This window comes from Cupriavidus sp. IDO (genome assembly GCF_000812465.1).
GTDB lineage: Bacteria > Pseudomonadota > Gammaproteobacteria > Burkholderiales > Burkholderiaceae > Cupriavidus.
Map to the genome: position 1 here is coordinate 39,642 of NZ_JWMA01000044.1, position 15,373 is coordinate 55,014.

Here is a 15,373-nt window from a genome sequence, read left to right on the forward strand (position 1 = left end):
GGAATCTGGGCCTTCAGGGCTGCCTGCTGTTTACTCGTGAATCCCCGCCGTCTGCACGATGGTGCGATAGCGGCCGGTCTCGCGCTTGATAAAGCTGCCGAACTGGGCCGGGTTGCCCGGCGCCACTTCCACGCCGGCTTCGGCCAGCTTCTTCTTCACGTCGGGCATGGCCAGCACGGCCTGCATTTCGGTATTGAGGCGGTCGATCACCGGGCGCGGCGTGCCGGCCGGGCCCATCAGGCCGAACCAGACGCCCATGTCCACGCCCTTGAGCGACGGCGTTTCGGCCAGCGCCGGCACGTTCGGCGCCGCGGAAGAGCGCTTGCCCTCGGTCACGCCAAAGGCCTTCACGCGGCCAGCCTGGATGTGCGGCAGCGCGGACGACAGCACCATCACGGCGAGGTCGATCTGGCCGCCGAGCAGGTCGGTGGCCATGGCCGAGGCACCCTTGTACGGCACATGCGTGATGTTGACCTTGCCCTGCTGCTTGATCAGCTCGCCCGCCAGGTTGAGCGGCGTGCCCACGCCCGACGACGCGTACGCCAGCTTGCCCGGCTGCGCCCTGGCGAGCGCGATCAGCTCGTCGGCATTCTTCGCCGGCAGGCTGGTCTTGCCGACCAGCACCATCGGCTGGGTGCCGACAAAAGTCACGGGCGCCAGGTCCTTCTCGCCGTCATAGCGCACCGCCGGATTGGTCAGGCGGGCGATCGACACTTCACTGCCCGAGCCCATCAGCAGGGTGTAGCCATCGGCCTCGGCCTTGACCACCTTGGACGCGCCGATGGTGCCGCCTGCGCCGCCCAGGTTTTCGATCACCACGCTCTGGCCAAGCCGCTTGCCCAGTTCCGGCGCGATGGTGCGCGCCACCAGATCCACGCTGCCGCCCGCGGTGTAGCCCACCACCAGCGTGATCGGCTTGGCCGGCCAGGTGGCGGCAAAGGCGCCGCCGGCGAATGTGCTCAGGCAAAGGGTGGCGGCCGTGGCCGCGCGCAGCAGGGTCTTCATGGTCTTGGCTCGTTTTGAATGATGTTGTGGCCAGATGTTAGAGAGCGCGCGGCCCGCCCGGCATGCCGCTTTGGCAAGGGACCTTGCCGTTTCGGCAATGCCCCCGGCGCGCCCTAGTCGGCGACCGCTGCCCGCCAGAAGGCTTCGGCCAGCGGCCGCATCGGCGCGCGCTGGCGGTACAGCCGGATATCCAGCGCCAGGTCGCCGCCGGCCTCGGCACCGTTGCCGGTCATGGCGCGCACCAGCCGGCCGGCGTGCAGGTCATCGGCAATCAGCCGCGCGGGCAGCCAGGCCAGCCCCATGCGCTGGCGCACCATCTCGTGGACCGATTCGGCGAAGTCGCTGACGGCGATGACATCGAGCCGGTCGGCCAGCTTGCGGCGTGCAATCTCCTGGTTGACCATGCGGCCCAGTGTCAGCGTTTCGGCGTAGCCGATCATTGGTACGGGCTGGTCGTGGGCTGCCTTGCCGGCTCGCAGGCGGAACTGCGGCGCCCCGCGCGCATCGGCCGCGCTCACGCACACGAGCCGCTCCACGCCGACCGGGTGGAACAGGTAGCGCGCGTCATCGAGCATCACCGGCAGGTCGGGCGGGCTGTAGCAAAGCAGGAAGTCGGCATCGCCCTCGGTGAACATGGCCAGCGCGTCGTGCATCGGGAAGGTCGACAAGCGCGTGCGAAAGCCCGCAGCGGCCGGGTCATGGCGCAGCGCCTCGCGCAGGCCCGCCAGCCACGCCGGCACCATCGAACGCGCCAGCGTCTTGCCGGTGGCGATGGTGACGGTGCTGGCATCGGCCCGATGCGCGGCGCGCAGCGACAGGCGCGCCTCGTCCAGCGTGCGCAGCGCGCTCTGCGCGGCTTCCAGGAACTGGCGGCCTTCGGCGGTGAGCCGCACCGGGAACACGCTGCGATCGATCAGTGGTGCGCCCGCCCAGACTTCCAGCGCCTGCATGCGGCGCCCAAAGGCGGGCGGTGTCACATTGCGCAACTCGGCTGCGCGCGCCAAGCTGCCGGCCTGCGCCAGGCAGACGAAATCTTCGAGCCATCGGATATGCATGGGGTGGGGGCGGGACGGTCAGGCCCGGCTACGGGAATCCCCACATTATCGGCACATTGGCGCGGCAGTTGCGGCCGGGGTTCCTCGGTTAGAATTTTCCGCATGAAACTGACCAGGCGCGGCACCCCCAACGCATCCTCCGGCAAGGCGGATGACACCGCTCAACTATCCAATCCACCGGCTGCGAGCACGGACACCGGCCCCATCTACACCGTAGACGAACTGGCGCGTGCGGCCGGCACCACGGTGCGCAACGTGCGCGCCTACCAGGACCGCGGCCTGATCGATCCGCCGCAGCGGCGCGGGCGCGTGGGCATCTACACGCAGGCGCACCTGGCCCGGCTCAAGCTGATCCACCACCTGCTCGCACGCGGCTACACGCTGGCCAACATCACCGAACTGCTGAAGGCGATTGTCGAAGGGCACGACATCCGCTCGATCCTCGGGCTGGAGAACGCTATCAGCAGCCCGTGGACCAACGAGGCACCACGGCGCTATTCCTACCTGGCGCTGGCGCGCATGTTCGGGCGGGCGATTTCCCGGCCGACGCTGGCCAAGGCCATTGCGCTGGGACTACTGGAGCCGGATGGCATGGGCTACCTGGCGCGCAGCCCGCGCGCGCTGTCGGCCGGCGCGGAAATCGCGCGCGCCGGCTTTGCGATGGAAGACGTGCTCGGCATCATCGAGCACGCCCGCGGACACTTCCAGGCGGTCTCGGACCAGATCGTGTCGATGGTCGTGCGCGAGCTCGACAAGTTCGGCGAAGGCAAGCTGCCGCCGCCGCAGGACGTGCCGCGGCTGGTGGACATTCTCTGGCGCGTCCGCCCGCTGGCGATGGTGGCGATGGAGACCGAGATGATGCGGGCGCTCGAGATCTCGGCCAACAAGTACCTGGGGGATCGCGTGGCGGCGATCATCGAGCATCTGCATGATGCGGAGGGTGGGGACGGCGCCAAGCCCTAGCGAATCGCCGGTTTGCTCAGCGCGCACCCGCCACCCGCCTATAGCGCAACCATGTCGAAATCCGCTTTCGCCATGCCGCAGTCCGGGCAGCTCCAGCCCTGCGGCACCGCCGCCCACGGTGTGCCGGGAGCAATACCATGCTCGGGCATGCCGAGGGCTTCTTCATAGACGAATCCACAGATGCGGCATTGCCAGACCGTCATGCCGCCCCCCGCAGCGAGGGCGCGCGCGTGGAGGCGCCGGCGCGGATGGCGGTGGCCTCGATCTCGGCGATCAGCGGCTCGATGCGCGCGAGCTGTGCGCGGTTGTCTGCATCCCACGGATGGAAGCCCGGCCGGAAGTAGGCGAACCATTCCGGGATCATCTTGCGCAGCACGCCCGGCGAGCCCCACAGGAATTTAATCACGCCGCCGAAGCCCAGCAGCTTGTTGCGGCAGGTCTTGTCGGCCATCACCAGCCGGATGTGGAACACGAACACCATTGCCCAGAACGTGACCGTGGTGGTCAGCATGGTGAAGGTGCGCAGCAGGTAGCGGTACAGGCCGGGCTTCATCACCGTGTTCCACACGTCGTAGGCGACGGCCTTGTGCTCGGTTTCCTCCAGCGCATGCCAGGTCCACACCTGCGCGTAGCCGGTCTCGGAACGGGTGCCCATGTGGCTGCCGTCGCGCAGCAGCCCGTCCGCCAGCATTGCCGTGTAGTGCTCCAGCGCGATGGTGTGCGCCAGCTGCCACGACTTGGGCAGGATCTTGCGCAGCAGGTCCAGCAGCTTCCACACGGTGCGGTCCATCGGCGCGGCGGGCAGGCCGGCGTCTTCCATCAGCCGGTTGTAGAGGATGTGTTCGCGCGTGTGCATGGCCTCCTGCCCGATGAAGCCAGCGATGGCGCGGCTCAGCTCGGGATCGGTGACCTGGTCGCGGTAGTTGCGCACGCTGTCCATGAAGAAGCGCTCCCCGGCCGGGAAGAAGATCGACAGCGCGTTGATGAAATGGGTGATGTGATTGCCCCGCTCGTGCCAGTCGCTGATGCGCTCCGGCGGAAGGTGGGGATGCACGTCGCGGCGGACTGGCATCATGGCATTCTCCTGTCTTGGATTGACGCCGGGGCGGCTGGCAGGCCGTGGCGGCGCGGTTGAACGTTGGCGGCCTTCAGCGGCCAGCCAGGAACGGCAGCAGGTCGGCTGCCACGCGCTGCGGGTCTTCTTCCATCGGCACATGCCCGAGCCCCGCATAGCGCTGCAGCCTTGCGCCGGGTATGCGCTCCGCGAACGCCTGCGCGTGCGCGGGCGGAATCCAGCGGTCGCGCTCGCCCCACAGCACCAGCGTCGGCGCGTGCACGCTGCCGAGCAGATGCGTGTCGAGCTCGGCAAAGTCGAGCTTCGGCACCATCTTGCCGATGGCCTCGCGGCTGCCTTCGGCATAGAAGAAGTCCACGTAGCGCCGATAGGTGGATTCGGGCACTTGCGAGGCATCGCCATACACGTCGCGCGTGGCGGCGCGGATGATGAATTCGGGCAGCATCCATGGCGCGGACCAGCGCACTGCCGCGTGGCGGAACAGGTCGATGTAGATCGGCAGGCGCATCGGGAAGCCGGCGGCGTCGATCAGCACCAGCTTGTCCACTGCAGCAGGACGGCGCACAGCGAGGTCCCAGGCGATCAGCCCGCCCAGCGAATTGCCGATGATCGTGGCGCGCCGCAGGCCCACCGCGCTCATGAAGGCATCGATGAAATCGCGGTAGCGGTACACGTCCATCGTTTCGATGCGGCCGCGCGTGTTGCGCAGCGGACCGGTCAGCCCGAACGGCGCGATATCGAGCCGCAGCACGCGGTGCTGCCTTGCCAGCGCCGGCAGCACGCCTTCCCACGTATGCAGCGACGCGCCGAAGCCGTGGATCAGCAGCAGCGGCTCGGCGTCACGCGGGCCTTCGTCGGTGTAGTGCACCATGGCGTCGAGCACGCGGATCCAGCGCGAAGCCGGCAGCGCGTACCGCCGCACAAGCTCCGCGCGCGGCAGGTTGAAGAATCCGATGCGGCCCTGGCCGAACCAGCGCGTCAGTGCGCCCGGCGGCTGCAGCAGCGCCGCGTCTGCATCCATGGCGAACCGGTTCATGAGCGTTCTCCCGCCGCGCCGGGCACCACTGCGGCACCGAGGTCGCGCTTGCGCCGCGTTTCGCGCACCACCAGCGACTGGTACGCGGCGGGCAGCAGCCGCGCCATGGCGTCGGCAGCATAGGCATCGGGCCCGATCAGCACGCGGCGGCGGTTGCGGCGCACGCCTTCCAGGATCACGCGCGCGGCCTTGTCGGGCGTGGTGATAAAGAACTTCTCGAACTCGTCGCGGCCGTGCTGCGCGTCGCGCACCAGGAAGCCGTTCACGCTCGACGACACACGGCTGGCCTGCGCGATATTGGTCTTGATGCCGCCCGGATGCACGGTGGTGGCCGAAACGCCGCAGTCCATCAGGTCCAGCTCCTGCCGCAGCGATTCGGTGAAGCCGCGCACCGCATACTTGCTGGCGTTGTAGGCGCCCATGCCGGGCTGCGCGAAGATGCCGAAGATGCTCGACGTATTGACCACGTGGCCCTCGCCGCTCGCCTTCAGGTAGGGCAGGAAGGCCTTGGTGCCATACACCACGCCCCAGAAGTTGATGCCGATGATCCACTCCAGGTCGTCGTAGCTCATGCCTTCCACGGTGCTGGACAGCGCCACGCCGGCATTGTTGAAGATCAGGTTGGCGCGGCCATGCTCTGCCGCGGCAGTGGCGGCCCATTCATACACGGCGGCGCGGTCGGCCACGTCCACGCAATGCTGCGTCACCTTCAGCTGCGGTGCAGCGACCGCAGCAAGCGCTGCCGTCTGCGCGAGGCCGGATTCGTTGCGATCCGAAAGCGCGAGATGGCAACCCTCTTTTGCCAGCGCTACCGCCAGCGCGCGCCCGATGCCCGAGCCCGCGCCGGTGATGGCGGCGACCTTGTTGCGAAGATCCTTCATGAATGGTCTCCTTCCGGTGTCGTTGTCGTTTGTGTTGTGGCCTGCGCGCTCAGGCACCGGCGGCAGTGGCGATTTCCGGCACGTCGGCCGATTCATATGGCTGCGGCATGCGGACGGGCCAGATCTCGTAGTCGGTCATGCGGAAGCTTGCGGTGGCGCGGCGGAACTGCCAGGTGAAGCCCGGCCACAACGTGGTGTTGCGCCCGCTGCGCGGATCGATGTACCAGCTGGCGCAGCCGCCGGCGGACCAGATCGCATGGCCGAGCTTGCCTTGCAGGCCTTCGTTGAACGCGCGCTGCACGGGCTCGCGCACCTCCACCGCCTGCACGCCTTCGCGGCGCATCCGGCGCAGCGCGTCGAGGATGTAGGCGACCTGCGACTCGATCATGAACACCATCGAGCTGTGGCCCAGTCCGGTGTTCGGACCGACCACGAAGAACAGGTTGGGAAAGCCGGCGACCGTGGTGCCCAGGTAGGCCTGCGCGCCGTCACCCCAGGCATCGAGCAGGTCGACCCCGTCGCGGCCCGCGATCACGCCACGCGGAAGCGGATCGGTGGCATGGAAGCCGGTGCCGAGGATGATGCAGTCAACCGGCCGGCGCGAGCCGCTGCGCAGGATCACGGCATCGCGCTCCACGCGGGAAATGCCCGTGGTCACCACATCCACGTTGGAGCGTGCCAGCGCCGGATAGTAGTCGTTGGAGATCAGCACGCGCTTGCAGCCGATCGTGTAGTCGGGCGTGAGCGTGGCGCGCAGCTGCGGGTTGCGCACCTGCCGCGCAAGATGCCGGCGCGCGATGCGCTCCACCACCTTCATCAGCTTCGGATGCGCGACAAAGCCGAGCACGCGCGATTCCAGCATCCAGTAGATGCCGGTGCGCACGAGTTTCTGTGTGAACGGCAGCCGGCGGAACAGCCATTGCTCGGTGGCGCTGACCTCCCGGTCCGGCTTGGGCATGATCCACGGCGGGGTGCGCTGGTACAGATCGAGCTGCGCCACCTTCGGCGCGATCTGTGGCACGAACTGGATGGCGCTCGCGCCGGTGCCGATCACGGCCACGCGCTTGCCCTGCAGCGCATAGGCATGGTTCCAGTGCTGTGAGTGGAAGCACTCGCCCTCGAAGCTGTCCAGGCCGGGGATATCGGGATAAGACGGCCGGCTCAGCCCGCCCATGCCCGACACCAGCACGCGGGCGCGCACTACCTTGCCGTCAGCCATCTCCAGCCGCCAGCCACCGGCGGGCTCGTCCCACGCGGCGTGGCGCAGCTCATGATTCAGGCGCAGGTTCGGGCGCAGCGCGAAGCGGTCGGTGCAGTCCTCGAGATAGGCGCGGATCTCCGGCTGCGGCGAGAACATGCGCGACCAGCCGGGATTGGGGGCGAAGGAAAACGAATAGAGGTGCGACTGCACATCGCAGGCGCAGCCCGGATAGTGGTTGTCACGCCAGGTGCCGCCGACCGAGCCGGCCTTTTCAAAGATCAGGAAGTCCTGCTCGCCGCTCTGGCGCAGGCGGATCGCCATGCCCAGCCCGGCGAAGCCGCTGCCGATGATGGCGATGTCGGTATGTTCGGTGGCACCGGGGCCAGCCAGTCCGGGCAGGTCTGCACGGGCATTCATGCGCGCTCCTCCGTGTCGGTATCGGTCCGGGCGGAGCCGATTTGACATCTATCACTGTCACATTGATGGATGTCATCGTAGGAGGCGGAACGCGGGTGGTCAATGACCTGACCTGAAGAATGGCTCTAGTTTTGGGGGATTTCCAGTCTGGTTGGGATCATATGAAACAAGGCCCGGAGGCCGCGAGCTGCGTCATGCGGCGAGATGGGTCGTGCGTTTGAAACCTGGCTCGGGGACGAAAATATTTTGGTGTTTTTGCGGAAAAGAAGCCAGGGCCAGGGCTGTTTGATACGGCGATCAGCGCGCCTGCGCCCCGAATCGTCTCCGCCGCCACGCATTGGGCGTCTCATCCGTCCACCGTTTGAACGCATGCGTGAACGCACTCTGCTCCGAGAACCCCAGGCGCATCGCCAATTGCGCCAGGCTGACGCCCGGATCGGCCAGGTACTGCTCGGCCAGCGTTCGCCGCACGCTGTCGACCAGCGCGGAGTAGCTGAGCCCCTGTGCCTGCAGGCGGCGCCGCAGCGTGCGCACGGGCACCTGCAGATGCGCCGCCACCACGGCGATGGGCAGTTCGCCTTCCTGCAGCCTGCCGCTGATATAGGCACGCGCCTGCACCAGCGCATCGGCGCCAGCCGGCACGCACAGGCGCAGTTGCGCATCGGCGATGCGCGTCATCTGTGCCTGCATCGCGGCATCGGCCTGCATTGACGGCCGGTCCAGCAGTGCCGGTGCGATATGCATGGCGTGCCGGCTGGCGCCGAACTCCACCGGGCAGCCGAAGACCTGCTCGTGCGCGCTGGTGTCGCCGCACGCGGCGTGCGGAAACTCCACGCGGCTCGCGACCGGGGTCTCGCCCAGCAGCCAGCGCCCGAACACGGCCCACGTCGCCATATGCAGCTCATGCGCATGGCGCGACAGCGGGCCGTGCTGCGCTTCCCATGTCATGCATGCGTCTTGCGGGGTTTCAGTCAGGCGGGTGCAGCCGATGTCGTTGGCCAGGACTTCGTAGTGGATGCCTTGCAGGATGGCGTCGCGCACGGTCGGCGTGGTGAGCACCACATAGCCCATCTCGGCATAGTGGCGCGGACGGAAGCAGGCGCCTGCGCGCAGGCCGACATGGGGGTCGCCGGTGACGGTTTCGAGCCAGTCGAGCAGTGCGAGATAGCGCGGCGCCGCAACGCGTGCGGTGGGTTCGTCGAGGATCGCTGTGTCCAGCCCGACGGCATGCAGCTGGTCGGCCAGCGCGATGCCTGCGCTTTCACCGTAGTCGAGCACGGTGCGCAGGTAGGCGGGCGATACCGTACCGCTCGTCACGCTTATCGTGCCGTGATGGCGGTCCCACTCGTTGGCGCGTGGCATCAAATGACCTGTCATCCGGGAACAAGACCGGGAGCCGATCTTTATCCAAACTCCGGGGTGCGTCAATGCGGGGCTGCCCCCCGCCAGTCACGACACAAATAACGCCAAACTACGTGGACCGATGCCAACGGAGACAACATGCCATCTCAAATGCCCTCGCCGGCGGACGCCTGTCCGCCACATTCCGCGGCTCATGACGACGGGCTGTCCGTCTCACGCCGCGGCTTCCTGAAGGTCGGCTTCGGATTCTCGGCCGCGCTGGCCTGCACGGCGCTGCTGCCGTCGCTTGCTGGCTGTTCCGGCGCAGCCAGCGCCCCGCAGCCTGACATGGCCTGGCTGCGGCGGGACGACGTGGCGATGTTCCGCGCGCTGCTGCCGGCCATCGTCAGCGACCTGGCCGACGCGCCGCCAGAGCAGCGCGAGGCGCAGCTCAGGAACGCACTGAAGAACATCGACCGCACCTGCGCCTCGATGGGCGAGGGCGGCCGCGCCGAGTTGCGCAAGCTGCTCGACCTGCTCGCCAGCATGCCGCTGCGCTGGGCGCTGACGGGCATCCGCACCGGCTGGGACAGCGCGACCCCTGCGCAGGTACAAGCCTTTCTCGCGCGCTGGCGCGGCAGCCGTTTTGCCACGCTCAACGCCGGCGGCGTGGTGCTGGTGAAGCTGTCGAGCGTCGCCTACTACGTCACTCCCGCGGGCTGGGCCGGCAGCGGCTATCCCGGTCCCAACGCCGCCGTCTATCAAGCCATCCACTCCTGATTCCATCATGGCCATCAACGATCTCTACGGCACCGGCATCGCGTCCGGCTGGAAGGTGCTGGACGCTTCCACGTTCACGTCACCGCGCACGTTCGACGCCGACGTCGCCATCATCGGCAGCGGCGCGGGCGGCGGCATCAGCGCCGAGGTGCTGAGCCAGGCCGGCCTGCGCGTGATCCTCCTGGAAGAGGGCGCGCTGCGCACCTCCGACAGCTTCAAGGACATGGACGAGAACCGTGCCTACCGCGAGCTCTACCAGGAAGCGGCCGCGCGCACGACCTCGGACGGCGCCATTGCCATCCTGCAGGGCCGCACGGTGGGTGGCAGCACCACCGTCAACTGGTCGTCCAGCTTCCGCACGCCTGCACCCACGCTGGCGCACTGGGCCGAGCACCACGCGGTGAGCGGGCACAGCGCGAGCGAGATGGCGCCGTGGTTCGACAAGGTCGAGGCGCGCCTGGGCGTGGCGCCCTGGGCCATGCCGCCGAACCCGAACAACCACGTGCTCAGGCGCGGTTGCGACAAGCTTGGCTGGGAATCGCACGTGATCCCGCGCAATGTGAAGGGCTGCTGGAATTCGGGCTATTGCGGGCTGGGCTGCCCGGTCAATGCCAAGCAGTCGATGCTGGTTTCGACCATTCCCTCGGCACTGGCGAGCGGCGCCACGCTGGTCCATCGCGTGCGCGTGCGCACGCTCGAGCATGACGGCAAGCGCGTGCAGTCGCTGTCGGGCGAGGCGCTGGGTGCGGACGGCTATACGCCGACGGGCGTCGGTATCGTCGTCCGGGCCCGGCACGTCATTGCCGCGGGCGGCGCCATCAATACCCCCGCGCTGCTGCTGCGCTCGCGCGTACCCGATCCGAATGGCCGGCTCGGACTGCGCACATTCATTCATCCGGTGAATATCAGTATTGCCGTGATGCCTGAGCGCATTGATCCCTATTATGGCGCACCGCAATCCGTTGCCTCGGACCAGTTCCAGTGGAAGGACGGCGCCACCGGCCCGATCGGCTACAAGCTGGAGGTGCCGCCCCTGTTCCCGGGCATCAGTGCGGGCGTGCTCAATGGCGTGGGCGACGCACTGCGGCACGACATGGCATTGCTGCCGAACACCAACGCCATGCTGGCGCTGCTGCGCGACGGCTTCGTGCCTGAAAGCGAAGGCGGGCGCGTGCGCGTGGCCGACGACGGCAGCCCGTTGCTCGACTACGACCTGACGGATTACGTCTGGGACGGCGTGCGCCGCGCGTGGCTGAGCATGGCCGAGGCCCAGTTCGCCGCCGGTGCGCTGCGCGTGCGCCCGGCCCACCTAGACGCCACCGACTACCGCAACTGGCCCGAGGCGCGCGATGCCATCGCAAAGCTGCCGCTGAAGAAATTCCGCACGGCGCTGTTCACCGCGCACCTGATGGGCGGCTGCGCCATGAGCGACGATCCGAAACGCGGCGTGGTGGACAGCCACGGGCGCCACCACCAGCTCGCCAACCTCAGTGTCTTCGACGGCTCGGTGTTTCCTACCAGCATTGGGGCGAACCCCCAATTGTCTGTATTTGCGCTGACGGCACAGAATGCCCACACGCTGGCCGGAAGCATCACGGCATGAGGTTTTCGGGTGCGCAGGCGGATTCGCCGGCCACTGTGGGCGCGGCGCAGGACGAGCCGGGGCGCGCAAAGGGTGTGTGCAATGTTTTCTGTTGCAGACACCCTGGTGGCCCGCCCCCTGTCGACGCCGGGCAACAATGTTGCGATGAAGCCAACACATCACCCGAATTAGAGGAACGACTCAAATTCAGGTCTTGTGAAACGCCCGTGGCGGTGGATAGGCTCCGTACAACTGTTTCAAGCAACCGTATGCCGACAGAGCACGGAGCGGGACAGCCGATGTATTTGCAAGGGGTTCAAAGCAGCAAAGAGAGAGACGCCCCCATGAAGACCGGCAGAAGCACGGCAGGAGACACCAAGGCCCGGATTCTCGACGCCACGGAAAAGTTGTTCATCGAGGTCGGTTATGAAGCGACCTCGCTTCGGCAGGTAACTTCACGCGCCATCGTCAACCTGGCGGCCGTGAATTACCACTTCCGCAGCAAAGACATCATGATGCACGCCGTGCTCAGCCGGCGCCTGGACCCGCTCAATACGCAGCGGCTGGCGCTGCTCGATGCCTGCGAAGCCCGCTGGCCCGGCGACAGCATCCGCTGCGAGCACGTCATGGGCGCGCTGTTCGTGCCCGCGCTGCAGATGGCACGCGATCCCGCCGTGGGCGGCCCGTCCTTCCTGCGCCTGCTCGGCCGCGTGTATTCCGATACCTCACCGTTCATCCAGTCCTACCTGCTGGAACACTACGCACCGGTGTACGGCCGCTTCTTCGACGCGTTCTCGCGGGCACTGCCCGGCCTGCCGCGCCAGGAGCTGGGCTGGCGCCTGCAGTTCGCGCTCAAGGCGCTGGCTGGCGTGCTGGCCTGCGACGACCTCGTCAACCTGATGCCCGCCTTTACGCAAGGCCGGCAGATGAACGATGCGCACGTGCTGGCGCAACTGAGCGCGATGGTGCTGGCAGCGCTGACGGTACCGGCACCCGGCAGCGATCAGCAGTTGGCATTGCAGGCGGTATTCGACCTCAACGAGTCCGCGCAGCAGGCCAGCAAGAGCGCGAACGACGAGCCCCCCGAGGGTTCAGCGCAGGATGACGCGACCCGCGCGACGGCGATCGCCGCGGCCACCGTCGGCAAGGCCATCCGCAGCGCACGCGGCGTGCGCAACGAGGGCGCCAGCCGCGCTGCCGTGACCAGCGTTCCGGTCCGCGCGCGCGAGCCGGCACTGAGCTTTCCCAGCAACCCGCTGGACGACTGGATGCGAATGCGCTCCAGGACGTAGCGGCTGGCGCTGACCGGGTTGATCACCCGGCGCAGCGCCGCCGCATCCACGCCGCGGCATCCGCCGCACAACGATTCGACCACCACCACGCAGCGAGGCATTGCGCACGCCCCGCGGGACGCGGCCGCCTGTACGGCGCGCCGGCCGCCCGTTTCGGGACTGCCCTGTGCCTGCACTTTGCCTGCCGGCCACCGGCAGGCAGACCAACAAGGAGACCTTTCATGACCATGAAGCCGCTCTACCTTGCCGCCATCGCCGGCGCCGCCATCGGCATGATTGCCGCACCGCTTGCCATCGGCCCTGCCGCACTGGCGCAACCGGCACCGGCCGCGCAGGCCGCCACGGCATCGCCGTACGATGGGCTGCCGGCCTCGCAGCAGTCCACGCTGTTCTCGAAGCAGGTTGCCAGCGGCGAACTCGCGCGCATGTCCGACGAACAGGTGCTCGCCGTGTTCCGCGCGCTGCAGCCCGAGACGCTGCTGCAATGGGCGCGTGCCGAGATGAACCGCTATCCCGAGTACGAATACTGGATGTCGCGTCAGGAGCGCCTGAACGGCCAGTGGCAGGACCAGCCCGCGCGCATGATGATCCGCTACCGCCACCAGCCCCGCCAGCTCTACGCGAAGTGGCTGCCGGGCGGCATCCAGTCCGGGCAGGAGATCCTCTATGACGAGACCCGCCGCAAGGACGAGATGTACGGACACCTCGGCGGCGTGCTCGGCTTTACCTCGATGTGGATCGCGCTGGACGGGACCCTGGCGCGCGCGCAATCGAACCACACCGTGCGTGACCTGGGCTTCCAGTTCGTGCTGTCGATGCTCGAGCGCGATGCGAAATCGCTGCGCGCGGCGGGCCTGAGCGAGAAATACAGCCGCGCCGAGATCGTGCAGGAGCAGGGCGTGCGCATGGTGGCGCTGACATGGGACCTGCCGGCAGGCTCGCCACAGTACTACGCCAAGAAAGTGCAACTGATGCTCGACCTGAAGCATCCGTATGTGCGCGTGGAAACCGCTTGGGATGCCGACGGGAACATGGTCGAGAAGATCGTGTTCGAGCGCCTGGTGCGCAAGACGTTTGAAGCGGCGGTCTTCGATCCGGCCAATCCCGACTATCGCTTCTGAGTGCGCGCGGTGCGCACCGTCCGTTTGAATTGGCGTGCGCGCCGCATGGCGGCCGGTTTAAACACGGGCCGCCAGCGCTTGCGGTGCAACGCTGTGGGGCACGCGGCCGGTGTTTGGAACGGCCGCTCTATTGACGCTCGAATGCACGGGCGGCGAGAGTCCCCGGACTCGGACCGGTCCTGCCGGTTGTGCGGGGAAACAGAAAAAAGGAGACAGGCGATGACCATGTCGAAGCTTCGACGCAGCAGTTCCATTCTTACCGGGGTGAGTCTGACGATGCTGCTGGCCGCATGCGGTGGTGGTGGCGATGGCGGCAGCACCGCCTCATCCGGCACGCCCACCGCCACGCAATGCGCGAGCAATGGCACGTGCCCGGCTTCCGGCCCGATCCGCAATGGTGCCGCGCCAGGCCCGCTGTGCCCGGCCGCGCTCGACTACAGCACCACCTTCACGGGCGGCTCCGGCGCGGGCGAACTCATCAGGCTGCGCTTCGACACGCAGGCGCACACCTACCAGCTCGAGATCATCGAATCGCCGGTGCCCAAGCAGACTGGCTCGATCAGCCCCACGCGCGCGGGCGTGACGTTCAGCGGCACCTTCGCCAACCTGACCACGCTGCCCACGGCCGAGCAGAACCGCTGCGCCGTGGCACTGCAAAGCGCCAACGCTTCCGACAGCACATCGCAGGCACTGATCGATCCGTCGCATCCGCCGGTGATCTTCCTCGGCAATGGCGTGGCCGGTGGCGGCATTCCTGGCGCGACGATTTCCTACGGCGGCATTCTCGGCATCGGCGCAATCCCGTCGACGACCTTCCCGATCTACCCGGTGCTCGCTTTCGCGCAGACCGAGACTGATTTCGGCAAGGTGGCCGGCACGTGGAACGTGCTGGGCTATCACCAGGTGCCCTCCGGCGGATCGCTGACCGCGCAGAGCCACTTCACCCCGGCCACCGCGCAGACCACCGAAACGCTGAACGCCGACGGCAGCTGCACGGCCACAGGCAGCAGCTGCGTCACCACCGGCAACAGCTGGAAGCTGCGCACGCAGAACGACGGCGCCTTCGAGAGCAGCAATGCCGATGGCAGCCGCCGCTACCCGTCGTTCTACAGCCAGGCCATCACGAACAACAACAACAGCCGCGCCAAGGGCGTGCTGGTCGTCGGCAAGCTCAACGGTGCGCTGATCCCGCTGCTGATCCGCGTGGGCTACGCCAATGTGGCCTCGATCTTCTCGATCAATGTCGACGATGAATCCGGCCTTGCGCTGCTGGCACCCAATGCACGGCTCGCCAGCGCGCAGATTATCGGCGGCTACATCGGCTCCGGCAGCGACCTCGCGTACACGGCCTCGCTGGTCTACGACAACCACGTCGACCTGCTCGACCCCATGACCATGAACCTGACCGGCAGCTACCAGCTGGATTTCACGCAGAACGTGCCAGGCATGGTGACCACCACTGACAACAGCGGCACCGGCGGCGCCCTGATCGCCAACGGCCGCGTGTTTGCGCACTTGGCAGGCACCGGCGGCAGCAACCCGACCTTCCGCGTCAGCGTGCTCGCCAGCCCCTGACCGCTCCACGCGAAACGCCCGTCACATCCATAAGAAACGCCCCACAGGA

14 protein-coding genes are annotated in these 15,373 nt (G+C 67.5%); 6 read left to right on the forward strand and 8 right to left on the reverse strand.

Annotated elements, in window-relative coordinates:
• Positions 1 to 30 precede the first annotated feature (30 nt).
• A complete protein-coding gene (locus RM96_RS14645) occupies positions 31 to 1,005 on the reverse strand; it encodes a Bug family tripartite tricarboxylate transporter substrate binding protein (RefSeq protein WP_039011556.1) in 975 nt (324 codons plus the stop codon).
• A gap of 113 nt (positions 1,006 to 1,118) precedes the next feature.
• Entirely contained in the window at positions 1,119 to 2,060 is a 942-nt protein-coding gene (locus tag RM96_RS14650; RefSeq protein WP_039011557.1) for a LysR family transcriptional regulator, read from the reverse strand.
• Positions 2,061 to 2,162: 102 nt separating this feature from the next.
• On the opposite strand from RM96_RS14650, the gene RM96_RS14655 reads away from it, so the two are divergent.
• A complete protein-coding gene (locus RM96_RS14655; protein ID WP_039011559.1) occupies positions 2,163 to 3,023 on the forward strand; it encodes a MerR family transcriptional regulator in 861 nt (286 codons plus the stop codon).
• Positions 3,024 to 3,061: 38 nt separating this feature from the next.
• Here the strand turns inward: RM96_RS14655 and RM96_RS14660 are convergent, their stop codons facing one another.
• The 6 genes from RM96_RS14660 to RM96_RS14685 all read right to left on the reverse strand — a co-directional run bounded on the left by RM96_RS14660 (position 3,062) and on the right by RM96_RS14685 (position 8,995).
• On the reverse strand, positions 3,062 to 3,226 hold the full coding sequence (locus tag RM96_RS14660) for a rubredoxin (protein WP_039011560.1): 165 nt from the start codon (positions 3,224 to 3,226) through the stop codon (positions 3,062 to 3,064).
• A complete protein-coding gene (locus tag RM96_RS14665; protein ID WP_039011561.1) occupies positions 3,223 to 4,098 on the reverse strand; it encodes a metal-dependent hydrolase in 876 nt (291 codons plus the stop codon). The genes RM96_RS14660 and RM96_RS14665 overlap by 4 nt, the downstream gene beginning before the upstream one ends.
• A 73-nt stretch (positions 4,099 to 4,171) precedes the next feature.
• Entirely contained in the window at positions 4,172 to 5,134 is a 963-nt protein-coding gene (locus RM96_RS14670; protein WP_039011563.1) for an alpha/beta fold hydrolase, read from the reverse strand.
• Positions 5,131 to 6,015 carry an SDR family NAD(P)-dependent oxidoreductase gene (locus RM96_RS14675; protein ID WP_039011565.1) on the reverse strand — a complete coding sequence of 295 codons (885 nt, stop codon included), beginning with the start codon at positions 6,013 to 6,015 and terminating at the stop codon, positions 5,131 to 5,133. The genes RM96_RS14670 and RM96_RS14675 overlap by 4 nt, the downstream gene beginning before the upstream one ends.
• Before the next feature lie 49 nt (positions 6,016 to 6,064).
• Entirely contained in the window at positions 6,065 to 7,633 is a 1,569-nt protein-coding gene (locus tag RM96_RS14680) for a flavin-containing monooxygenase (RefSeq protein ID WP_039011568.1), read from the reverse strand.
• Positions 7,634 to 7,930: 297 nt separating this feature from the next.
• Positions 7,931 to 8,995 (reverse strand): AraC family transcriptional regulator, encoded by a 1,065-nt coding sequence (locus RM96_RS14685; RefSeq protein WP_039011570.1) that lies wholly within the window; start codon positions 8,993 to 8,995, stop codon positions 7,931 to 7,933.
• Positions 8,996 to 9,133: 138 nt separating this feature from the next.
• Between RM96_RS14685 and RM96_RS14690 the strand changes: the two genes are divergently transcribed.
• The 5 genes from RM96_RS14690 (at position 9,134) to RM96_RS14710 (ending at position 15,324) form a co-directional block, all read left to right on the forward strand.
• Entirely contained in the window at positions 9,134 to 9,754 is a 621-nt protein-coding gene (locus RM96_RS14690) for a hypothetical protein (RefSeq protein ID WP_039011572.1), read from the forward strand.
• 7 nt (positions 9,755 to 9,761) lie between these two features.
• Positions 9,762 to 11,357: a GMC family oxidoreductase gene (locus RM96_RS14695; RefSeq protein ID WP_039011573.1), complete on the forward strand. Its 1,596-nt coding sequence runs from the start codon at positions 9,762 to 9,764 to the stop codon at positions 11,355 to 11,357.
• 323 nt (positions 11,358 to 11,680) lie between these two features.
• Positions 11,681 to 12,628: a TetR/AcrR family transcriptional regulator gene (locus RM96_RS14700; protein WP_039011575.1), complete on the forward strand. Its 948-nt coding sequence runs from the start codon at positions 11,681 to 11,683 to the stop codon at positions 12,626 to 12,628.
• Between the two features lie 221 nt (positions 12,629 to 12,849).
• A complete protein-coding gene (locus RM96_RS14705; protein ID WP_039011576.1) occupies positions 12,850 to 13,749 on the forward strand; it encodes a DUF1571 domain-containing protein in 900 nt (299 codons plus the stop codon).
• 219 nt (positions 13,750 to 13,968) lie between these two features.
• A complete protein-coding gene (locus RM96_RS14710) occupies positions 13,969 to 15,324 on the forward strand; it encodes a DUF2957 domain-containing protein (RefSeq protein WP_039011577.1) in 1,356 nt (451 codons plus the stop codon).
• The last annotated feature ends 49 nt before the right edge of the window (positions 15,325 to 15,373 follow it).

Excerpts from the sequence above, each read along its gene's own strand:
- RM96_RS14645 (WP_039011556.1), bottom strand. The coding sequence starts at position 1,005 with ATGAAGACCCTGCTGCGCGCGGCCACGGCCGCCACCCTTTGCCTGAGC.
- RM96_RS14650 (WP_039011557.1), bottom strand. The coding sequence starts at position 2,060 with ATGCATATCCGATGGCTCGAAGATTTCGTCTGCCTGGCGCAGGCCGGC.
- RM96_RS14655 (WP_039011559.1), top strand. The coding sequence starts at position 2,163 with ATGAAACTGACCAGGCGCGGCACCCCCAACGCATCCTCCGGCAAGGCG.
- RM96_RS14660 (WP_039011560.1), bottom strand. The coding sequence starts at position 3,226 with ATGACGGTCTGGCAATGCCGCATCTGTGGATTCGTCTATGAAGAAGCC.
- RM96_RS14665 (WP_039011561.1), bottom strand. The coding sequence starts at position 4,098 with ATGATGCCAGTCCGCCGCGACGTGCATCCCCACCTTCCGCCGGAGCGC.
- RM96_RS14670 (WP_039011563.1), bottom strand. The coding sequence starts at position 5,134 with ATGAACCGGTTCGCCATGGATGCAGACGCGGCGCTGCTGCAGCCGCCG.
- RM96_RS14675 (WP_039011565.1), bottom strand. The coding sequence starts at position 6,015 with ATGAAGGATCTTCGCAACAAGGTCGCCGCCATCACCGGCGCGGGCTCG.
- RM96_RS14680 (WP_039011568.1), bottom strand. The coding sequence starts at position 7,633 with ATGAATGCCCGTGCAGACCTGCCCGGACTGGCTGGCCCCGGTGCCACC.
- RM96_RS14685 (WP_039011570.1), bottom strand. The coding sequence starts at position 8,995 with ATGCCACGCGCCAACGAGTGGGACCGCCATCACGGCACGATAAGCGTG.
- RM96_RS14690 (WP_039011572.1), top strand. The coding sequence starts at position 9,134 with ATGCCATCTCAAATGCCCTCGCCGGCGGACGCCTGTCCGCCACATTCC.
- RM96_RS14695 (WP_039011573.1), top strand. The coding sequence starts at position 9,762 with ATGGCCATCAACGATCTCTACGGCACCGGCATCGCGTCCGGCTGGAAG.
- RM96_RS14700 (WP_039011575.1), top strand. The coding sequence starts at position 11,681 with ATGAAGACCGGCAGAAGCACGGCAGGAGACACCAAGGCCCGGATTCTC.
- RM96_RS14705 (WP_039011576.1), top strand. The coding sequence starts at position 12,850 with ATGACCATGAAGCCGCTCTACCTTGCCGCCATCGCCGGCGCCGCCATC.
- RM96_RS14710 (WP_039011577.1), top strand. The coding sequence starts at position 13,969 with ATGACCATGTCGAAGCTTCGACGCAGCAGTTCCATTCTTACCGGGGTG.